Genomic DNA, 20456 nt, shown 5'->3' with positions numbered 1-20456 from the left:
CTTGGCCTTTCGTGATAATAGCGTCGCTAGTGCGCTAGTCCCTGACACGTGGCGGCTTTTCGGGCCACTCTGAAAGGGCGATTTCGCCCTCGATAGCATCTATCACCACCTCGAATTCCTGCGGGCAGTGTTTCACGCCACACTCCCAGACAACGATGACGCGCCATCCTTGAGCCTCTAGTTCGGCCTGTTTACGCGCATCTCTGCGTACAGTCTCGGCGAGCTTGTTCTGCCAGAACTCCTTTTGGCTGGCGGGCGTTGTCGCATAGAAGCAGCCTTCATGGCGGTGCCAAAAGCAGCCGTTCACAAAAAGAGCGACCTGATAAACAGGAATCACAAGGTCTGGTTTACCGGGCAAGTGTTTCGCATGGGCGTCAAAAGAGATATGTCGCTTCTCTAGCTCCGCCTGAACGAACCGCTCCGGGACAGTATTTTTGCCCTTGATAGAAGCCATCATTTTTGACCGAGTGGAACGATCAACAATGTCCGCCATATGGATGCCTGCAAATAAGCGCTATAAAAAGATGGCTTCCTGGTCTCCGTTTGGTGGCAAGCGAGCGTTACGGCACCAGGGATATCTCAAGCTGTTTTTGGTCTTCTTTCGCCTTGATAGACTCAATTTTTCGGGCAGCAAGAATTCGCGATTTCATTAGCTTTGCCACGGCTTCAAACACCGGAACAACCACCGAGTTACCAAACTGCCGGTAGGCTTGGGTGTCGGATACCGGGATGACGAAGTTGCTCTCACCCAGCTTATCAAAGCCCATTAATCGAGCGCACTCTTGGGGCGTCAGCCTTCTTGGCCGGTGCGTGAGGTTGTGTTCACTATAGAAGTCCAGGGCGTCATCGAATCCACGGTCTACCAAAATCTCCGAGCCATCCTTGTGATAGCGGGCTGACAAGGTGCGGGCCACGTCGTGGGAGCGGGTCAAACCAAAGCCGAATCCGTTACCCTTTTCGCGGTGCTTCTGCGCGTACTTATAAAGGTACTCCCACAGTTTAGGCGTCAGGATGTACTTGTCATCGACGTCCTTATCCAGGAGTTCGCCAAAAGAGGGGCGCTCCTTCGGATACATATTGACGATGTCTTTTAGAGTGAAGCCGTCATGAACATCAAGGTCTCGACGAAAGCCCACAAGCACAATCCGCTCGCGATGCTGAGGAAGGAAGTGTTTGGCATCGATAACCTTGGGATCCTGGCCTTTGGGAGCGTTAACATCCGCGACTTCATAACCCAGCTCATCCAGCGTCTCACAGATCACACGGAAGGTTTTACCCTTGTCGTGGCTCTTGAGGTTTTTGACGTTTTCAAGCAGAAAAGCCGCCGGCCGCTTGGCGGCCAGAATTCGCGCAACGTCAAAAAACAGTGTTCCCTGGGCATCGCATTCAAACCCGTGTTTGAGGCCAAGAGAGTTCTTTTTTGAAACGCCTGCCAGAGAAAACGGCTGGCACGGAAAGCCTGCCAGTAATACGTCATGATCAGGAATCTGCTGATCAATGTGTTTATAGGCGGTATCTTCGTCAATCTCGAGGTTCGAGCTCAGCGTGACTTCGCGGATATCTTCGTTGAAGCGATGCGTCAGCGGATCGCAGAAATGATTCGCTTTATAAGTACGTACGGCGTACTTGTTCCACTCAGACGTAAACACACATTCGCCACCAATGGCTTCAAACCCTTTTCTTATTCCCCCGATACCGGCGAACAGGTCAATGAACCGAAAAGACGGCTTGAGATCATTGGGTTTAGGCGTTGGCAGCATGGACACCATGCGCTGGTAGGCGGCACGGGTAACTTTGGGTTCAGCCTTTCCTTTGGCCCAGCGATTAATGGTTTCTCGGCACCAGCTCCCCTTATCAACCTCGGCAAGTGCTTCTGCGATGGCTCTTTGATCGTAAATTTCCAACAGCTTGTTCAAAAGAGCTCTGTCATCAAGCCTCTCATAAGGCGATAGAGAAGTACCTGCTGGTTGAGGGGCCGCGTCTGAGTCAGCAGCGTTATCAATATCGAAAAGGAGAGTCATGAGGTTCTCTGGGTCAAATGTGTGACGATCTGCCACGATTGTAGACCCATCATTCGGTATTGGCGAGGCCTTACTGCTGAATACGGCTGTTCTTTAACATCTGATCACTGGCCGGGCGATCCACATGGCCTGTGGCAGCAAGATGAATGTTTTTGGCAATTTCTTCGACGGGATCGTCCAGCGTTCCCAGAAACTGAAACTCGGAAGGGGTAACGTAGCGCGCTTTTTGCTCATCTTTTCCGGTGAAAGATTGTTCCGCCCCCGTTGCCGATGAGCGTCTTTTCATTATCTCGCGCAAGGTCGTTTCATCCAATAACTTTGCCAATAGTACGACGTTCTTGCGATCCCCGATTCGGTTGAGCAGGTAGCCCGTGCCCAGGTTTTTGTTCCAGATCGGCTTCACCATAATCATGTGCAGCGTCTTGATACCTCGTTGGGCCAGTGCCAGCATGACCATTAGTTGGCCGTTATTAATCCCAAAAGAGAGATTCTCATCAGGGCCAGTAACACGCGGGAACTTGTGCTTAACTTCCAGCTGTATGAAGGTGTTATCCGGCAGCCGTGCAAGGCTGTCGATATCCCACACGCCATCGAAAAAAGGCTGTATTGCACAGTTTTTGAACAAGCGATGGAGCACGACTCGCTTGAAAAGATCATCGCTATATTGGCTGGAAATACCCGCCCAGAACGCTTGTTGGGAGCGGTGTTCATCAATGACCGATGCCGCAGGAATCCTGAATTGAGGCACTGTTTGTCGGCGGTTCTTCAGCATAAAGGACTGAATGGGAATATGTGTTTCGCCGTTCCACTCCTTGATAAAGAAGTCTCGGGCTGACTCGTTGTAATAACAATCAAACAGAAAACCGTCATGACTTCCTTTGGGCGCAAGAAGCCTGCGCAGCACTGCTGCTGACGTACACTCTTCTGAGTGATCCCACACCCACCAGGCATTCACAAACGTTTTACGCGCCGAATGGCGCTGGGTTTTTATCGTCAGTGTGCGAACCAGCGAGATCGGCAATACGTCAATCCCTTGCCCGGTAAGCTTGCTGAGATACTCGTTAAACACTGACTCAATGACCAGGCCTTCCAGCATCCGGCTCTTATCGGAACGAACGAGAATTTCCTTTAGCTGCTCGATGTTATCAAGCGGAATATCCTGAAGGGGCCCAAACGGGGTCAGCAAGCTCATTGCCTATCATCCTGCACTACGCATGGAGGTTTGATATTGGCTGGGCAAGGGATAATTAGCAAGTGTTGACGTTGGGGCGAAGAGGACTTGGCAGTAGGGGCAAGCTCGCAGGATAACGGGTGGCGAGGCCCACGACAGCACAGAAGCCCAAGCATTAATTAAAGATTTGCCGTGCGGTGATGGCAAGTTCAACGCCACCAACCGCACCGAGCTGGTTGGGCGGCTTTGATAATGATCATTGAGCGGTGATAGTGATTCATGGGGCCGCGAGATTCACGTGCAATGCGGGGACTACTTGGCGTTGGGAGTCTAAATGAATCCGCTTGGACGTTATTTTGAAACAGGCCCGGTCAGGGCCGAGCCTGTTTGAATCAGCCAGATTCGGGGTATTGCTTTCGAATACGCTGCTTTAGCGCTTCACGCTGGAGCTCTATTTCCTCTTCCAGGTTACCGCTATACAGCATGGAGGTTTCCATGTTCTTGTATTTCCCCTCCCGTGCGGCGCTAGCCCAATTGTAGGAACCCACGCATAACACATGCTTGTCAGCCATGACGAGCTTGCTGTGGACCTGATTGACGACATTCACCGTTATCTTTTCCGCAGCAAGCATTTCACAGCACCGCTCGAAGCTCGCCGTTTTTTCCTCATCGGGCCTGTTGGCGCGGGTAGTGTTGAAATGATGGTCGGTATAGATCATTACCCCGACACCTCGATCTGCCGTTTGCTGAAACGCCGCCAGCAACCCTGTCTGTTCCAGACGGTCCAACGATAGCCAGGGCGATACCACGGTGATCTGATGCTGTACGCGTTCAAGCAAATCCTTGATGAGCTGATCATGGGCTTCTGAGTCGTTGATCAGCCGCGGTGTCTGGCACAGCGCCAGCAGGTCGGGGCGCGCCACGCTTGCTGTGAATGCTAGCTCATTATCCTCGTGACTGAAGAGATAACGGCCCAGCAGGTGCCGTGGTGTGCCGCGAGCCGCCGTGCCGATAACGTCCATGTCGCCAAAGACGAGAAAGCTATCCTTCGCGCGTGACACCGCTACGTTTAAAATCGAGGGGTCATTGTCGATGAAGCTGCCATCGTCATGGCGCGAATATACCGCTGAAAATAGCACGACAGGGCGCTCTGCCCCCTGGAGGGCGTGTACTGTGCCCACTGTCATTTCTGCGTCGCCATCGCCGACCCTGATGTCCCGTGCCAAGCACTCCTGCTTGATCAGATTGGCTTGGGCCTTGAAGGGCGTGACGACACCGATGATCTGTTCCAGCGGCTTGCCATGCGTGGCCTCCAGGCGTTCGCGCTGATCGGCCAACCATTCGGCTATCGTGATAGCTTCGAGGCGATTGATGCGGCTCCCCGAAGGCGGCGTCTCCGCTCGGCCATCGACATGCACGTAACCAAAGGGGGGCAGCTTGGTATCAGTGGCGGGCTTGTTACGTAACGGCTGCAGCAAGCCTTGATAACAGAGGTCGTTGCAGTAGGCGATGATCTCATTAAGGCAGCGCCGATGCTCGCGCAGGAACATGCCCGGCTCGGCTTGTTCAAGGTAGTGGTAGCGGCTGGCGTGTTGGGCAATCCGCATCACGCTGCCGTCCACCACCGAGCGGCCGCCTTCGCGCAGTTTTTCGTACTCATTGACGGTGGTAAGCAGCCCCTGATGGGATAAATTGCCCACATCGACCGTTAGCGACTGGGTGGCGACCGGCTTGATCTGGTGGACATCGCCAATCGCCAGCACGCGTTTGGTCAGCGCCATGGAAGCGCCTGCCACATCCGGCGCGACCTGACCCGCTTCGTCGATGATCAAGAGATCAATTTCATTTATCAGGTAATCAGGCCGAAACTGCCCGGGGCCTTCGAACACCTTGTGGATCATGTACGACGGCAGCGAGTGCAGCGTCGAGACGATGCAGGGGGTCAGCATCATGCGCCGACGCCAGCGCGGGCGTACGGTAGCCAGCCCCTGTTTCTCTTTGCCCTTGGCCGTCTGCTCGGCCAGCTCGTCAGCGCGTTCGGCGCATGCTTCCAGCCAGCGCGCTTCCCAGTAATGCACCGCCAGTTGAAAGAGATTGAAGCGAAGCGTGGTATCCAGCGCCTGATCGAAGGCGTCGAACGTCGCCGGCAGCGGTTTGCCGACGTGTTCGCTAAAGGCCGCCTCCAGTGCCGCTGTGGCCTGCTCGATCGCCTGCATGGTTTGTCGGCATTCGGCAACGAAGGCCTGCTTCTCGTCCAGCGCGGCGCGCTGCTGATCGAGCCTTGCCTTCAGCGCATTCTCGGGAGCCTCTGCCGATGGCGACTGCTCGATCAGGCGCTGCCCTCCACCGCTCAGGTGCTCGCTGATGAATAGCTCACGCCGTATGCGCCGCTTTTTGGCCACCGGCGGCAGCACGGCAAGCAGGGAAAGCCACATGGGCTCGTCGGCACAAAAGTGCTGCCAACGCTTGAGATCCGCCTCAAAGGTGTCGAACTCGCCTTGCAGTTCGATGATCGCCGCCTGCTCGCGCTCAAGCGCCTGATCGGGCGCATCGCCCAGTTGCTCGGCAAGCTGTGCCTGAAGCGTTGCCCGCCCCGACCAGCGTTGGTGAAAATCATCAAGCTGGGCTTGGCGCTCTGTCAGTCGCTGATGAAGCCGCTTGCGAACGGCGTCCACGCCGGTGAGGCTGTCATCGTCGAAGGCTTCCCGGGCGTGCTGGACAAACACCATTTCGGCACGCTCGAGATACTCCGGCGATTCGACCTCGCGATAAAACGACGGGGTCTGGTAATGCTTCGACGCTTCGCCTTCCTTGCTGCGCGCGCAGTAATAGCCGCCGTAGCTGGTGATCTCGGGTAGCCAGCGCCCACCGAAGGTGTCCTGCGTTTCCTCGAAATCCTTGGCAAAGGCTTCGAGCACATTGGTTACGGCCTGGTTATTGGTCGAAGCCGCGACGATCAATGGCGGCTCGGCCTCATCGAGCGCCGCTTTCACCCAGAGCGAGGCGACGGCCGAGAGCACGAACGTGGTCTTGCCCGTACCTGGCGGGCCGTTGACCGCGAGTACCTCGCCGTTTTCCATCACCATGACCTGCGCCAGCGCATCGCGCTGGGCAATGGCCAGCGGGTACTGTGAATTGGCGTGCCCCAATCTGTGGGACATGCCGGGCAGCGGCTCGATACAGGGCTGATACGACCCGATGCGTGACAGCGCGTAGCTTTCCAGCAGCGGCAACGCTTGATCGGTGGTGGACAGCCAGTCATAAAGCTTGATGATGTGGGTCGCCGCACCCAGCTGATCGTCGACTTTGGTGATGCGCGCCTCGTTGGCGCTTACGAACACGTCCTTCAGCAATTCCTTCGGGCACAGCGTGTCGAATAGCTTCTGCGAAAGCTCGTAGTACGGTTGCCAGTGCTCGCCGTGCACCTCGAGCGTTTGATCCTCAAGCAGCGCCATTGCCTCGCTTTCCGACCAGACTTGCGGTTCGCTCTTGCTCAGGAAGCGGTCCTGCTCGGCGACATCATTCAGCGTGAAGCGGTCATCGGCCTGGGGCGCCAGCAGATCGCGGGGGATCACCGGCGGCTCGGCGGGAATCAAGCGGCCGTCGCGGGCTACCCATAACCCGCAGATCAGCGGCGTGATGATCGCGGGGTAGAGCGCGTGTTTTTCCACGCCGTGCTCCTGCAACCCCTTGTACACCGCCGGGCGTAGCGCTACCCGCACCAGTTGGGTAGCATCTTTTTCCCCCTCGAACAGTCGCTGGAGTACCGGGTGGTTTGAGGGCAGGCAGCCATTGCGATAAACCGTTCGCTCAAGGTACTCGGTCTGCCCCAGCGCCTTTTGGGTCAGCGAGCCTTTCCCGCTTTCGGCATCCGCCAGCGAGTTTCGCCAGTAGCGCAGCCACTGTTTGGTCATGGGCTGAGTGGTCTCTGCTAGGCTCATGCCGTTGCCTTCTTCCTTGTGCGTTTTACAGGCGCTTTCGCTGCCCTCTCGGCTTTGATGCGCTCGAGCAGCGCCTCGGCGCTGTTGTCGCCGCTGATCAGCTCCGGGTGGTCCTCCCGCCACTGTGCGGTCAACTCGCCGCGAAAGGCCTTGGCGAGGATGGACTGGGTTAGCTGGTTGACGTGTTCCAGGGCGCTATTGACCTGACGCTCGACATTGTCGGCGTAGGTAAAGAGCTGATCGACTCGTCGAATAGCCACTGCCATTTCGTCAGGCTCTGGTAGGGCTAACACTACATTTTTAATGTTTTGAAGATTTAGCCCTGGCTTTCCTCCTCCGTAGGCTGCTTTTAGTAGCTGATATCGACCAGCATTTGGAGCTTTTAGTACCAGTTCTACAAAGCATGAAACTGAGGGATCTTTTAGACGAATGAGACTAACGTGCTGACTTACAAAAGCATTATCTATAGATTCTTTTACTCGTGCGCATTTGGTTACATTTGCACCAGTAATCGTTAATAGCAGGTCGCTCTCCTGAACCTTAGTTCGTTGTCCTTCTATATTATTTGGGAGGCTAACGTAACAAGGGTCAGAAACATCGAGTTCATCTGTGTTTATATCTTGAGAACGAATAAATAGTGCACCTTCATTAGAGTAATATTTTGCCCAACCGCGTGATCCGCTTGTAACAAATTCGCTCAATTCATCCAGCTTAATGGAGACCCAGTCGCTGGGTACAGAATATGTATCGGCTATTTCTATATCTTGATTAGTTGACCGCCACTCCTCCGTCAGCCGCCCACTCACCGCCGCCGCGAGTATGGATTGGCGAAAGCGTTTGAGTATCTCGGGAATGCGCTCGAGGCGGGCTTTGGTGTTGTCCACCTGCCCCAGCAGGGTGTCGAGCTTGTCGGCGATGACCTTTTGTTCGGCGAGGGGGGCTATCGGAATTTCAATCTCACCAAAATGAGATGGTTTTAAATTATTAATATTTGCGCCAGCAGAAAGAGTTGACACCCGACTTCTGTAATCTAGCGAATGAGTGAACCAAGATAGGTATGATGAGTCACAATGCTTTAAAGGTCTAAGAGCCCCACAAAAAGCACCAAAGCTTCCTTCAAATCTATCGTTTATTTGGGCTGCCTTCCCTACAACAGCTTTACTACCGCTAGACATAGCCACGATTATGTCGCCATAAAGCAACTTTTGGTGTGGCTTAACCAAGTCTTTCGGAATGTATTTCAATTCAGTAGCGACTATTTTTCCTGCCTGAATATTGTTCGCTCTTAAAATTGGCAATAAGTCAGAACTTGGCTCGTCGGAAGCCTGCGCTTTTTTATACGTAATTCCACGAATTACTTCTACCATGTCACCCAAAACTGACAGCGACCACTCTGAAGGAACAGAATTTGTAATCATTCACTATCACCCATAATTCCCTTCGCCAACAACCGGTGCCCGTCAGCCTCTTCCTCGCCCCCCAACTCCCGCATCAGCCCGTCCAGCTCGCCCACCGCCTGCACCAGTTCGCTCATGGCTTCCCCGGCCAGCACTTCCGGCGCGGGCAGATCGGCGGCATCCACGCTGTCCTTATCCTTGAGCCAACTGATATCCAGCGAGTCGTTTTTGGTGTCGCGAATCCACTCGCGGCTGAAGCAGCGCCAGCGGGATTTGGCGAGGCGGTCATCGCTGACTCCCTGGTTTTCCTCCGTCGCCTGCGTATCAACGGCGATCTCGTCGGCGTTGAACGACCACTCGCCTTCCTGGCGGGGGCTTCGGCCGTTGGGGTCGTCGCCATACACGGCCTCGAACGGGGTCAGATGCTGCTTACCAAAGGGCGTGCGCTTGCCGAAGCTCGGCATGTTGGTGCGCAGGTCATACACCCAGACGTTGTCGGTGCAGCCGGTGTCCTGGTGTTTATCCGCCGCGCTGCCTTTAGTAAAAAAGAGCACGTTGGTTTTTACGCCCTGGGCGTAGAAGATACCGGTGGGCAGGCGCAGGATGGTGTGCAGGTTGCACTTGTCCATCAGGTCGCGGCGCACCTCAGTGCCCACGCCCGCTTCGAATAGCACATTATCCGGTAGTACTACGGCTGCACGGCCGCCGGGTTTGAGATTGCGGTAAATATGCTGCAAAAACGCCAGCTGCTTGTTGCTGGTTTTATACGTCAGGTCATCACGGTTGATGCTGGCCTCGCCCCCTTTGGCGGTACCAAAGGGTGGGTTGGCGAGAATGATATCGGCTTTAGCCAAGGACTGACCGGCATCGCCCAGGGCATTACCTAGATGCACCACGCCTTCGTTATCGCCTTCCATGCCGTGGAGCAGACAATTCATCAGCGCCAAGCGGCGGGTGCCTGGAACCAGCTCGACGCCGGTAAAGGCTTCGTGTTTCTGGAATGACTGCTGCCGGGCCTCAAGATCGAACAGATCGTCGGTCTGCTCCTTGATATAGCGGTCTGCGGCGATCAGAAAGCCCGCCGTACCCGCCGCTGGGTCCTGAACGGTTTCCCCGGCTTGTGGCTTCAGACAGCGCACCATCGTGTCGATCAGCTGGCGCGGGGTAAAGTACTGGCCGGCGCCGGATTTAGTTTCGCTGGCGTTCTTTTCTAAAAGCCCTTCGTAGAGATCGCCCAGACCGTCTTGCTGAGCGCTAAACCAATCGATTTGATCAAGTGCTACGACCATCTGTCTTAAGTGACGCGGCTCTCTGAGGCGAGTTTGTGCATCGGCATAAACAGCTGTGATTAATGGATCGTTATGTATTTGCTTGCCTTGACTGTCTTTGCCCGTCGATAAAGCGAATAGAATTCGCTTATACGTCTCGATCAGGTTCTGGCCATCTTTGCTGTTCAGGTCTGTCCAGCGGCAGCTTTCCGGCAACGGGTGTTTTTTCAGCGTGCCCGCCTCGGTGTTCTCGTGAACCATCTTGATAAACAGCAGTAGCACCAGCTCGGTCACGTAGTCGGAGTAGTTGATGCCGTCATCGCGCAGTACGTCACACAGATTCCAGAGTTTTTGAACGATGTCGTTGTGGGTCATGAGGTTCCTAGGACGATAAAAATCGATTGAAGCGCTGACTTATATAGAAAAGGCCGAAATCTTTGCACGTTACTGTACACATGTTAAGAAAAGCCGGTTTTCTATACATGTGGCGGCTTGTCATAAAAAGCGGTACGTCGAAAAAATGCTAAAAACGATAGAGCACCGTCACGCACTTTTGGGCGGCCACATCGCCTCATTGAATTCTTCCAGCACGCTATCCAACTGGTCATCAAGCACCTTATCAAGCTGTTTGGCGCCGCCGGGCAGGGCGGGGAGCTGGTTGACCGTCTCGCGGTCGAGAATCACTTCATGTATTAGCTGTTTGGCTAGGCGCTCCAACCATTTCCTCTGCACGGGTGTCCAGGCGTGCTGGCTATAGATACGCTCCATGGCCGTATACACACGCTGTTCGAACGGGACCAACGCCTCGCCTAATGCGGCCCGCCGAATATGGCCGATGATACTGGCCGCGATGTCCTGATTGGTTTGGTTACGCACCGCGGTTTGCAGGTTGGCTTCGGAGTAGCCGTGGTTATCCAGCAGCAAACGCACTTGCTTGAGCTCTTCGCGGGTCAGATCACGAGGTTGATTGACGATGGTTGCCAATGCCGCCGAGTCGTTAAGGTTCTCGCGAATGAAGGCTTCAAAGCTTTCCAAGTAATCTTCCGGGCGCTTGTGCACGCCGTAGCTTTGCGTGCGTTCGCGAATCTCATCTTCGTGCTCGGAGATCAACGGCATGCGCTCGCTGCCCATCAGCGCTTTCACATCTGCCAACTGATTAACCAGCCCTGAATGTTGCTGGACAAATTCAGCCGCTTTTTTCGGCCCCAGCTCAAACAGGTGCTTATGCAGTGACTTGGGTGGCACTTCCCACAGCGCTTCTAACTCATCGAGCTTCTGGCGTACCGCTGGTTTGTGCTCGGCAGTGTTCTCTGCTTTACGCAGTACCCGCATCAGCTTCTGGCTGAGCTGGCTAAGTACCACGTGAGCCTGGCTCTCATCTGGTTGCTCACCAGGCGAATTCAACGCCTGCTCAAGCCGGTCCGGGTCCGTCAGTTCATGGGTTAGCTGCTCAAACGTCACGTTGGGATCTTTGACCAGCGGCTTCATAGTGCTGACGTCTGCCAGCGCGGCGTAAATATCCACAGGATCGTAAATGCGAAACACGGTTTTGCCAATCTCATCGCAGCGCCGCGTAGCACGACCGATCATCTGCTCGTAAAGAATGCGCGATTTCACCCGGCGCATGAATACCAGATGGCAGATTTTGGGCACGTCGATACCGGTCGTCAGCAGGTCGACGGTGATCGCGATGTTGGGGTAGCGTTCGTTTTTGTACTGGCGAATCAGTTGCCCGACCTTGTCGCTCTTGCCGGTAATCTTCTCAACGGCGGCTTGCGAATAGTCGTGGTCGTAAAGAGCCTTGAATGCCGTATCCAACTGGCGCTTAACTATGTCGGCATGGCGGTCGGAGGCGCAGAAGATCAGCGTTTTCTCGTCACCGAAGGGGTCCAGCTCTTTGGCCAGTTGCTCGCAGATAACCCGATTAAAGTCGTCGTTGATGACGCGTCGGTTGAAGGCCTCGACCTCAAAGTTCAGCTCATCGTCCAGCTCGGCGCTTTCAAGCTCACCGGTTTGTGTATTAACGACGTGAACGGTTTCACCCTTCTCGAAGGTGATGCCTTGCTGGGTGAGCAGGGTTTCATAGCGAACGGGCGGCTCGTGGTCGATCAGCCAGTCATCGGCAACCGCCTCACGGTAAGAATACGTATACACCGGCTTGCCAAAGATCTCGCTGGTGTGTCGGGCGGGCGTTGCCGTGAGGGCGATCTTCACTGCATCGAAGTATTCGAGCACCCGCCGATAGCTTGAGAGGTACTGGCGCGCGTCACGTGTCGCCAGCTCGCCTTCGGTCATTTCCTGGTCCAGCGTGTAGCCACGGTGGGCTTCGTCGATGATGATGCAATCGAACTGATCCACCGGCGGCGGTGCATCACTGGCGAAGACGCGTTTGACCATCGCCTGTACCGTGGCGACCTGAACGCGGGTTTCGGCCTCTGCTGCCATATCGCCAAGTTCGGCGACGTTGTAGATGGTCGAGAGCGTCTGGTTCTGCTCGAGTCTTGCTTCATCGAAAGCCCCCAAGGCTTGCTCGCCGAGCGCCGTGCGGTCGACTAGAAACAGAATCCGCTTGAAGCGCTCCGCCTTGAGGAACCGATACATCAGGCCGATGATCGTGCGTGTTTTTCCGGTCCCGGTGGCCATGGCCAGCAGTGCCTGTCGTCCGCCCTGAGAGAGACGCCTTTCCGTCGCCGCGATGGCCTTTTGCTGATAGTCGCGCAGCCCAAGGTAGCCAAACGGTTCCTGCGCCAGCTGCTGCTCGGCCTCAGCCTGGCTGCGCTTGAGTTTATCTACAAGCCCCTTGGGCGAATGAAACGTCTGGAGGGCTCGCTTGAGATGGCTAGGCTCGCGAACATCTCGAAACCAGGTACCGGATTGTTCGAGCTGCTGAGGAATGTAGGGGCGACCATTGCAAGAGTAGACGAAGGGTATCTTGTAGTGCCCCTCGGCGTCATCGGCCCAGGCAACCGTCCGGCCCGCCAGTTCCCAAGCGCCGGTCAACGGTGGGGTGGTCGTTATGCCGCGGCTGTAACGTTCCGCCTGGCTGATCTTACCAGCGACGTTGATGTTTTCTTTTTTGGCTTCCACCACTGCCAGCGGCGTTAGGCCATGGAACAGCACATAATCGGCCTTTTCATTGCCTTTGGTCGGCCATTCGGCAATGGCGCGATTGATGCCTTTTTCGGGCCGGACGCCTTTTTTGTAGGTCAGCATCTGCGTGTCGGCTTCCCAACCCGCCTCCACTAACTGTTGATCGATCAGAATGCGGGTCAACTCTTCATTGAGCACGATCTGCTGGCTGGCGGCCTGAGTCTGTTGAGCGACCTGCACGCGCTGCGAAGACACTTTTGATGCATCCTGCTGCAATAACTGCTGCTGCAGCGTTTGGATCTTCTGCTCGTAAGCCTTCTGTTGGGCCGCTAGGGCCTGCTCGTGATCCTTTGCTTCCTGTGCCTTCTGGCGGGATTCTTCATCCATTGCGAGCGCCAGTTCTTCATACTCGGCTCGCTCCCGGGCGATCAATTCATTGAATTGCTGGCTGGATTCAAGCTGTACGTTGGCTTCTTGCAGTTCGCCTTTGAGCTTTTCGATATCGGTGTGCAGTGTCTGGAGCTGACGGCTGGGGTCGATGGGGGGAATAAAAGGCCCCGCCTTGAACTGGACGCCTGCCTGGCTGAACGATTGGTGAAACCAGATTGCTAAAGCTCGGGCGACCTTTAACCCCTCCATGGCTTCCCGGTGCTGTGTTCTGAACTGATGCGTGGCTTTATTACCCTCAATGCGTAGGGTGTGAAACAGCTCACGCACGACCGGCTCAAAATGTAGCGTTTTGTCGAGACGAAGAAGAAGATCCAACTGGGAGGTTTGCTCATCGAATTCGACACCCGATTGCGCGGCGATGTGCTGGGCGATAGCCTCACCGAACTGGCGCAGCTTGATCAGGGTGGTGTTGGGGTCGTTGGAAAAAGCATGCTCAGCGGCGCTGGCAAGTTCGACAAACAGTGCATCGTGTTCTGCTAAAAAGCCAAAATTGGTGGAAGGATGGGGTGATGTCATTAAATTTACTCTCCACGTTTTTGTAATATGGCTTTGTCGCTACTGCAGAATCAAAAGTTATACTAATCAAATAGAGAATGCTTGGCTAAGCCTACTTTTGATTTTGGCGCTATGTGGTGACAGCGGTGTTTGGCGTACTTTTACTACTAATTCACTCGTTCTCGATGTCTGTTACTGAAGCTGTTCAATGGCGCGCGCTCGTTCGCGTTCCAGCTCACGTTTGAGCTCCTCCTCGGAGGGAAGGTACGGCAGATACTTTGCCGCAAACAGCTGCTTCTGGTCAGCGAGTACTGAGTACTTCACCACGGCTTCGCTTTTTTCACTGCATAGCACCAAGCCGATGGTGGGGTTGTCATCGCTCCCTTTGCGCTGTTCATCATATAGGCGCACGTAGGTATCCATCTGGCCGATATCCTGATGCTTTAGCTTGCCGAGCTTCAGGTCTACCAGTAAAAAGCACTTCAGTTTGAAGTTGTAGAACACCAGGTCGATGTAGAAATCTTCATCGTCAAAGCGGATGCGCTGCTGGCGCTCTACGAAGGCAAAGCCTTTGCCCAGCTCTAGTAAAAATTGCTGCAGGTTGCTGATGATGGCCTGCTCTAGCTGGCTTTCCTGGTAGGTTTTATCCTGCAGGTTAAGGAAGTCCAGAATGTAAGGGTCGCGCAGGTAGTCCTTGGCGGTTTCCGCCAGCGGCTGGGTGTTGTCTTTTGCTTCCTGTTCTACCAGCGCCTTATCCTGACTGGCTAGCAGACGCTCGTAGTAGAGGGTGCTAATCTGGCGCTCTAAAGCTCTCGCGCTCCAGCTTTGGTTGATGGTCTCTTGCAAATACCAGTCGCGGGCTTGAGAATTTTCCACCCGTAACAGGGTGCGGTAGTGGGTCCAGCTCAATTCGGTACGCACTGCGTTCCGTTTTGGATAGTTTTGATAAAACTGGCGCATATTACGTAGGTTGCGCACATCAAAGCCCTTGCCCAGCCGCTCGGTAAGCTGTTGCGAGAGCTGCTGTAGCTGCTGCTTACCGTATTCCGCACGGCTGTTGCCTTGCTGCTCATGCTCGATAATCAAGCGGCCTATTTCCCAGTAGCTTTGCACCATGGCTGTGTTGACGGCTTGGCGCACCTGTCCGCGTGCTTGTTCTATCTGCTGGGTAATTGCGCTAATAAGGTCGCTAAAGGCTGCTGGGTTCTGCTCAGTCATAGGCTTAACCTCAGGCGTAATAAAAGATGGCAACTAGGCCAGCCTCAACAATAGCAATTTTACCTGTGAAAATATAAGCGTAAGCCTCCGCTAAACTGACCGCTTGAAGAAGACATGAGCCGTCAAGCATTAGCCGATATGTAGATAAGCACCCATCAATTTCCTTGAACAATCCAAAGAAAACTATTCGCTCCTCATTCTTTAGCTTAGGTTTTAAGCTAAAGGTAATTTGTTAAGGAGTATTTTATGTCGGACTCATCCGTTAACTCAGTTCGCCGCGTTACCGCCCAGCACCCGGCACACCGCGATGATATTGGTGATCTGGTCACTCGGCGGCCGCTGCCTGGGCCTAGTCTTGATCAGTTGGATCCTTTTCTGTTTTTGAATCATCACGGCCCGCAGGTGTATCCGGCCAATAATCAAGGCTTGCCGTTTGGTCCACACCCGCACCGGGGCTTTGAAACGGTAACGTTTATTCTGGAAGGCTCGCTTGCTCATGCCGATAGCGCCAAGCACCAGAGCGTGATTCATAAAGGCGGCGTGCAGTGGATGACGGCGGGTAGCGGTATTGTGCATGCGGAAATCTCGCCCGCTGAGTTTTTGCGTGATGGTGGCCCGCTGGAAATCCTTCAACTTTGGATCAATCTGCCTGCGCGTTTGAAAATGAGCGAACCGCGCTATATGGGCCTTCAACAGGATTCAATCCCGGCAATTGCGCTACCAGGTGGCGGCGAAATGAACTTGATCGCCGGGGAGTGGGGCGATACGAGCGGCCCTATCGAGACGTTAACCAATGTGTTTATGTCGACGCTTAAGCTGTCTGCCGGTTCGCGCGAGCAGTTGCCCGTTGCCGCTGGGCGGCAGGTGTTTCTGTATGTGGTGAGTGGCGACGTGACGGTGAGTGGTGAATCCACCAAACCCCATCAACTGGTTGAACTGGACCGGGAGGGCGATAGCATTGTGATTGAAGCCGCAAGCGACGCTCAGCTGCTGTTTGGCCATGGCGATGTCATTGATGAGCCGGTTTACTCGCACGGGCCGTTTGTGATGAATACTCGGGAAGAAATTGTGCAGGCGGTCGAGGATTATCAGGCCGGTAAATTTGGCGGACTGAACGCCTAAATGCTTTATTCTTAAACCGGCTCGCCGCGATAGTAGTGCCACAGAAATAGCGACCCCACGCTGCGCCAGGGCGCCCAGTGTTCCGTAAGCTTTCGTGCCTGCTTGGGCGTGGGTTTGTCGTCTAAACCTTTTAAGCGGCCTAATGCCACGCGTAGGGCGAGGTCGTCGGCGGGGAAGATGTCGGGGCGTTTGAGTGAGAACATCAGGTAGATTTCCGCACTCCAGCGCCCAAAACCGCGCAGTTGAGTAATCGTGGCAATCACGTCTTCATCGCTTAGATGCTCAAGCCCGTCGGCACTGAAGGTGCCGGCAAGCTCTGCTTCGGCAAGCCCCTTGGCGTACTCGATTTTGCGCCACGAGAGCCCGGCATCACGCAGTGCCTGGCCCTGTGTGTCGAGGACGGCTTGGGCATGAAGCTCTGGTAGCAGGGTATTCACGCGACTCATAATCGCACGAGCCGCTTCCGTGGAAAGCTGCTGGCTGACGATGGTGGAGAAGAACGTCGCAAAGCCTTTATCACGCACACGTGGCGAGGGCGCCCCTACCAATGGAAGGGCACGGGCGATATCCGTGTCGGCCCTGGCGAGCGTTTTTAGGGCCTGTTCAATGGTGTCAGGGGTCATATACGCCTTACGGATGCAGAGTGTTAAAGGTGCTTTGTGGATTAAGCCTTTTAACGCAGGCCTGCTTCAAAGCGTAGTCTGTTAAAGTGAAACACTCGCCTGCTAATATTTCATTGAGCATATTTATACTTTCGTCTAATCCTGCGATCATCGCCCCACTATATGGCCGTTTGTTAAGCAGGCGTTTGGCGCGTCTGAGGAGAAAAAATGCAAGAGTCGCCCCAAGGGCTGGCGCGTAACCCGCGTTTGGCCGAATTCGCCTTGGCGCTAGGTGGGTTTGGTATTGGCACCAGTGAATTCGTCATAATGGGCCTGATGAACCGTGTCGCGAGCGACCTGGCGGTTAGCGTGCCGCAAGTTGGCTACGCGATCAGCAGCTACGCGTTAGGCGTTGTGGTCGGGGCTCCGTTGATTTCCGCATTGGCCGCGCGCGTGCCCAAGCGGGGGTTATTAATTGCGTTGATGCTGGTGTTTGCCATCGGCAATATTGCCAGTGCCATGGCGCCTGGGTTCTGGTCGTTCGTGGGGCTGCGCTTTGTGGCAGGTTTGCCGCATGGCGCCTACTTCGGCGTTGCGGCATTAGTCGCCGCGGGGGCGGTGCCGGTTGATCAACGTGCCCGGGCCATTTCCCGTGTCATGCTGGGCTTAACCACGGCCATTTTAATCGGCGCGCCGCTCGGTACCTGGGCGGGTAACCAGTTTGGCTGGCAAATCGCGTTTTCCGGGGTAGGCGTTATAGCGTTACTGACCGCGCTATTAATTCGCGGGTGGGTGCCGGTGCAGCCGTTTGATGCACTCGCAAGCCCGCTGCGTGAGCTGTCGGCACTGGCCAAGTCTCGCGTTCTGGTGACGATTGCCATTGCCTGTATCGGCTGTGGCGGTATGTTCTCTATTTTTAGTTATGTGATGCCCACTCTGACGCAACAGGCGGGCATGAGCGAGGCCTTGGGGCCGCTGGTACTAGTGATTTTCGGTGTGGGGTCGATTATTGGCAATCTGGTCGGCGGTCGCATGGCGGATAAGAACCTGATGAGGGCCATTCCAAAAATTCTGGTTTGGTGTGCCTTGATTCAAGGGCTTTATTACTTTGCTGCCAATAATGTATGGACAGGACTTCTGTGCGTTGGGCTTGTGGGTACCTGTATGGCCCTTGCCCCTTCGTTACAAACTCGCTTAATGGATGTGGCCGGGGATGCTCAAACCATGGCGGCCTCGCTTAACCATGCTGCGTTTAATGGCGCTAATGCATTAGGTGCCTGGCTTGCCGGGTTGGCAATTAGTGCGGGTTTGAACTGGTCGAGTACGGGGCTGGTGGGCACGGGCCTGGCGCTATGCGGGCTAGCGATTTTTGTGTGGGGGCGCTGGCTTGAGAAACGCACCGACAGCGTGGCTGTGGGGTTATAAAAGTGGCATAAATAGCCATTCATTCCTAGGGTATAAGGGTGCAACCCATAAGGAGGTGACTATGCATACTCAATTGATCAAGACATCGCGTGTTTTAACGTTGAGCGCTATTACCGCACTAACAATTGGTTTAGCTGGCTGCGGTACAACAACGGGTGAACGCTCCGCGAGTGGCGCTGGGGTAGGTGCCGCTGTGGGTGCGGGCGCTGCCGCTGCCACGGGTGGCAGTGTCACGGGCGGTGCCGCGCTAGGCGCAGGCGTTGGTGCCGCAACGGGCGCCCTGACCGATGAAGACGATATCAATCTAGACCGCGATTAAGCGTGAAAGCCCACTGCTCGTTCGTCATCGCTTATTTTTCTTAAGGGCCTGTTTCTCTTAAAGGATGATGTTCTTAAAGCACGGGTTTTAACGGCATAATCGGAAACCGCGCATGCCCATGTGAAAGTGATCGGCATGCGCGGCATTGTAATCAGGCCCCAATACGTTGCCAAATGTACGGCAAGCGCCATCCCGCGCTGCTCGCAAGAACTCTCCTGTTTCCCCTTCATCATCCCAGTGGTTGATCAGCGTTATACGTTGGCCGTTCTCAAACTGAAACCCGATAACATCCAGTGCTTCCGCCGTGGCATGCTCACTGCGCCGGTCGCTCTCACGATGGTAAATATTGCGGCAGGCAAAGCTGCCCACGTGATTTACCTGAGCCACGCGGCTTCCCATGATTGCTTGCGCCGCCGGCTGCAGTTCGTGACGCTCGTACATCACCCAGGCAAGCGCTAGCGGGCAGTAAGCCACAAAGCTTTGGTTAAAGCGCACGCTGCTGGCCTGCATACGTACAATATTGGTCAGTGGACAGTTTGCGGTGGGGGAGTAATCGGCAAGGGGGGTATAGCTCAGCTCGCTGTCTGGCACGGTATTCAGCGCGGCTAAACAGGCGTCTCTATTGTTGCTTAAGCGTTTGATTTTTAGCTGAGTAACGGGCGTTATCGGATCATCGATATGAAGAGGAGCCCACGGTGCCCAGTGACGAGGAGTGTCAATAATACCTTTTTGCACGGCCACACCAAGTGCAATAAGAGCCAATATAACCAGCGTGCTGCGCATCCAACCTCCTTGGGTACTTACGCAAACTCTACAGTCCGCGCAGAGGGTGTGCGATACTGCGCACCTTAAATAAGCGTGTTGCTTTGCTTGCTCCGCTAATGATCTTTTTGCTAGCTGTTTTCACTAACTATTTTTACTAACCGTTTTTTCGCTAACAAGGGAAGCGCTGTATGTCCCAAGGTACGCTTTTTATTGTTTCCGCCCCGTCGGGTGCAGGCAAAACCAGTCTGGTTCGCGAGTTGATTGAAAGCCTTGATGGCATTCAGGTCTCGGTATCGCATACTACCCGCGTTAAGCGTGACGGTGAGGTGGATAGCGTTAATTACCATTTCACCACGGTGGCTGACTTTGAAGCGATGATTAAGCGTGGCGACTTTTTTGAGTATGCCAAAGTCTTCGATAATTACTATGGTACGTCGCGCGAGGCGGTTCAAACGCTGTTGAAAGCGGGCCAGGATGTTATTCTGGAAATCGACTGGCAGGGCGCGCAGCAGGTACGCGAACAAATGCCTGAGGCGGTATCCATCTTTATTCTGCCCCCATCGCTTGGCGAACTGGAACACCGCTTGGCGAATCGCGGTACGGATGAACATGCAGTGATTGCACGGCGCATGCGTGATGCGGTTAGCGAGATGTCACACTTTAATGAGTACGACTACCTGGTCATTAACGATGACTTCACCACGGCGTTTCGGGAACTGCAGTCGCTGGTGATCAGTCGCCGCTTAACGCTTACCAAGGTGAGCGAGCGCCATGCGCCACTACTGGATGCGCTCTTGTCACAGGCGCCCAGCGTCGAGTAATCTATCAGGTTCTATCACTATTCTTTTTCGCTGGGCCGGTGGCGTTATCCAACAACATCGGCCCAGCGTCGTCATTACAGGAAGGCCCCATGGCTCGCGTAACCGTTGAAGATTGTCTGGAAAATGTCGAAAACCGCTTCAAGCTGGTGATGATTTCCACCCAGCGCGCCCGCCAATTGGCACGTGGCTCGCGTGATGCCCAGCTGGCTTGGGAAAACGATAAGCCTACCGTGATGGCATTGCGTGAAATTGCGGCAGGCCTCGTGGATCACACCGTACTCGACGAACCTGTTGAAGCGCCTGTTCGCGTGCGTCCCGCCATGGCGCCCAGCGCCCAAATCGACGACTAAG

At 54.8% G+C, this 20456-nt stretch carries 15 protein-coding genes; 5 read left to right on the top strand and 10 right to left on the bottom strand.

The genetic code is table 11. From position 1 onward, the window contains the following. Positions 1 to 34: 34 nt before the first annotated feature. The 8 genes from ACT3TC_RS07045 to ACT3TC_RS07010 form a co-directional block, all read right to left on the bottom strand. On the bottom strand, positions 35 to 493 hold the full coding sequence (locus ACT3TC_RS07045) for a very short patch repair endonuclease (RefSeq protein WP_444639586.1): 459 nt from the start codon (positions 491 to 493) through the stop codon (positions 35 to 37). Positions 494 to 560: 67 nt separating this feature from the next. Beyond that, positions 561 to 2021 carry a DNA (cytosine-5-)-methyltransferase gene (gene dcm / locus ACT3TC_RS07040; protein WP_444639585.1) on the bottom strand — a complete coding sequence of 487 codons (1461 nt, stop codon included), beginning with the start codon at positions 2019 to 2021 and terminating at the stop codon, positions 561 to 563. Positions 2022 to 2091: 70 nt separating this feature from the next. Then, entirely contained in the window at positions 2092 to 3213 is a 1122-nt protein-coding gene (locus ACT3TC_RS07035; protein WP_444639584.1) for a hypothetical protein, read from the bottom strand. Positions 3214 to 3584: 371 nt separating this feature from the next. Continuing rightward, complete coding sequence (locus ACT3TC_RS07030) at positions 3585 to 7133, bottom strand: AAA domain-containing protein (RefSeq protein WP_444639583.1); 3549 nt, start codon at positions 7131 to 7133, stop codon at positions 3585 to 3587. Next, entirely contained in the window at positions 7130 to 8551 is a 1422-nt protein-coding gene (locus ACT3TC_RS07025; protein WP_444639582.1) for a restriction endonuclease subunit S, read from the bottom strand. The genes ACT3TC_RS07030 and ACT3TC_RS07025 overlap by 4 nt, the downstream gene beginning before the upstream one ends. After that, positions 8548 to 10173, bottom strand: a complete 1626-nt coding sequence (locus tag ACT3TC_RS07020) for an N-6 DNA methylase (RefSeq protein ID WP_444639581.1) — start codon at positions 10171 to 10173, stop codon at positions 8548 to 8550. Before ACT3TC_RS07020 ends, ACT3TC_RS07025 begins: the two co-directional genes overlap by 4 nt. A gap of 168 nt (positions 10174 to 10341) precedes the next feature. Beyond that, entirely contained in the window at positions 10342 to 13854 is a 3513-nt protein-coding gene (gene hsdR / locus ACT3TC_RS07015; RefSeq protein WP_444639580.1) for a type I restriction-modification system endonuclease, read from the bottom strand. A 171-nt stretch (positions 13855 to 14025) separates the two neighbouring features. Beyond that, positions 14026 to 15051 (bottom strand): PDDEXK nuclease domain-containing protein, encoded by a 1026-nt coding sequence (locus ACT3TC_RS07010; protein WP_444639579.1) that lies wholly within the window; start codon positions 15049 to 15051, stop codon positions 14026 to 14028. Between the two features lie 246 nt (positions 15052 to 15297). Here ACT3TC_RS07010 and ACT3TC_RS07005 point away from each other — a divergent pair, with 246 nt between their 5' ends. After that, positions 15298 to 16173, top strand: coding sequence for a pirin family protein (locus tag ACT3TC_RS07005; protein ID WP_441677690.1), 876 nt, complete (start codon positions 15298 to 15300; stop codon positions 16171 to 16173). A gap of 11 nt (positions 16174 to 16184) precedes the next feature. Here the strand turns inward: ACT3TC_RS07005 and ACT3TC_RS07000 are convergent, their stop codons facing one another. Beyond that, positions 16185 to 16796: a DNA-3-methyladenine glycosylase family protein gene (locus tag ACT3TC_RS07000; RefSeq protein WP_444639578.1), complete on the bottom strand. Its 612-nt coding sequence runs from the start codon at positions 16794 to 16796 to the stop codon at positions 16185 to 16187. 207 nt (positions 16797 to 17003) lie between these two features. Here ACT3TC_RS07000 and ACT3TC_RS06995 point away from each other — a divergent pair, with 207 nt between their 5' ends. Further along, positions 17004 to 18200, top strand: a complete 1197-nt coding sequence (locus ACT3TC_RS06995) for an MFS transporter (protein WP_444639577.1) — start codon at positions 17004 to 17006, stop codon at positions 18198 to 18200. A 61-nt stretch (positions 18201 to 18261) separates the two neighbouring features. Continuing rightward, positions 18262 to 18519: a hypothetical protein gene (locus ACT3TC_RS06990; RefSeq protein ID WP_441677696.1), complete on the top strand. Its 258-nt coding sequence runs from the start codon at positions 18262 to 18264 to the stop codon at positions 18517 to 18519. An 87-nt stretch (positions 18520 to 18606) separates the two neighbouring features. Here ACT3TC_RS06990 and ACT3TC_RS06985 read toward each other — a convergent pair whose 3' ends face one another. Further along, on the bottom strand, positions 18607 to 19302 hold the full coding sequence (locus ACT3TC_RS06985; RefSeq protein WP_444627322.1) for an extensin-like domain-containing protein: 696 nt from the start codon (positions 19300 to 19302) through the stop codon (positions 18607 to 18609). 170 nt (positions 19303 to 19472) lie between these two features. On the opposite strand from ACT3TC_RS06985, the gene gmk reads away from it, so the two are divergent. Continuing rightward, positions 19473 to 20105, top strand: a complete 633-nt coding sequence (gmk, locus tag ACT3TC_RS06980) for a guanylate kinase (protein ID WP_444621743.1) — start codon at positions 19473 to 19475, stop codon at positions 20103 to 20105. Positions 20106 to 20194: 89 nt separating this feature from the next. Further along, positions 20195 to 20455, top strand: coding sequence for a DNA-directed RNA polymerase subunit omega (gene rpoZ / locus ACT3TC_RS06975; RefSeq protein ID WP_087110274.1), 261 nt, complete (start codon positions 20195 to 20197; stop codon positions 20453 to 20455). Position 20456: the final 1 nt, after the last annotated feature.

This window comes from Halomonas sp. AOP27-A1-41, assembly GCF_052378605.1.
GTDB classification, from domain to species: Bacteria; Pseudomonadota; Gammaproteobacteria; order Pseudomonadales; family Halomonadaceae; genus Vreelandella; species Vreelandella citrativorans.
Note: the sequence above shows the minus strand (reverse complement) of the source record. Positions and strands in the feature narration are given on the sequence as shown.

Coding starts and splice junctions, on each gene's coding strand:
- ACT3TC_RS06995 (WP_444639577.1), top strand. CDS start 17,004: ATGCAAGAGTCGCCCCAAGGGCTGGCGCGTAACCCGCGTTTGGCCGAA.
- ACT3TC_RS07000 (WP_444639578.1), bottom strand. CDS start 16,796: ATGACCCCTGACACCATTGAACAGGCCCTAAAAACGCTCGCCAGGGCC.
- gmk (WP_444621743.1), top strand. CDS start 19,473: ATGTCCCAAGGTACGCTTTTTATTGTTTCCGCCCCGTCGGGTGCAGGC.
- hsdR (WP_444639580.1), bottom strand. CDS start 13,854: ATGACATCACCCCATCCTTCCACCAATTTTGGCTTTTTAGCAGAACAC.
- ACT3TC_RS07045 (WP_444639586.1), bottom strand. CDS start 493: ATGGCGGACATTGTTGATCGTTCCACTCGGTCAAAAATGATGGCTTCT.
- ACT3TC_RS07010 (WP_444639579.1), bottom strand. CDS start 15,051: ATGACTGAGCAGAACCCAGCAGCCTTTAGCGACCTTATTAGCGCAATT.
- ACT3TC_RS07020 (WP_444639581.1), bottom strand. CDS start 10,173: ATGACCCACAACGACATCGTTCAAAAACTCTGGAATCTGTGTGACGTA.
- ACT3TC_RS07030 (WP_444639583.1), bottom strand. CDS start 7,133: ATGAGCCTAGCAGAGACCACTCAGCCCATGACCAAACAGTGGCTGCGC.
- ACT3TC_RS06985 (WP_444627322.1), bottom strand. CDS start 19,302: ATGCGCAGCACGCTGGTTATATTGGCTCTTATTGCACTTGGTGTGGCC.
- rpoZ (WP_087110274.1), top strand. CDS start 20,195: ATGGCTCGCGTAACCGTTGAAGATTGTCTGGAAAATGTCGAAAACCGC.
- ACT3TC_RS07025 (WP_444639582.1), bottom strand. CDS start 8,551: ATGATTACAAATTCTGTTCCTTCAGAGTGGTCGCTGTCAGTTTTGGGT.
- dcm (WP_444639585.1), bottom strand. CDS start 2,021: ATGACTCTCCTTTTCGATATTGATAACGCTGCTGACTCAGACGCGGCC.
- ACT3TC_RS07035 (WP_444639584.1), bottom strand. CDS start 3,213: ATGAGCTTGCTGACCCCGTTTGGGCCCCTTCAGGATATTCCGCTTGAT.
- ACT3TC_RS07005 (WP_441677690.1), top strand. CDS start 15,298: ATGTCGGACTCATCCGTTAACTCAGTTCGCCGCGTTACCGCCCAGCAC.
- ACT3TC_RS06990 (WP_441677696.1), top strand. CDS start 18,262: ATGCATACTCAATTGATCAAGACATCGCGTGTTTTAACGTTGAGCGCT.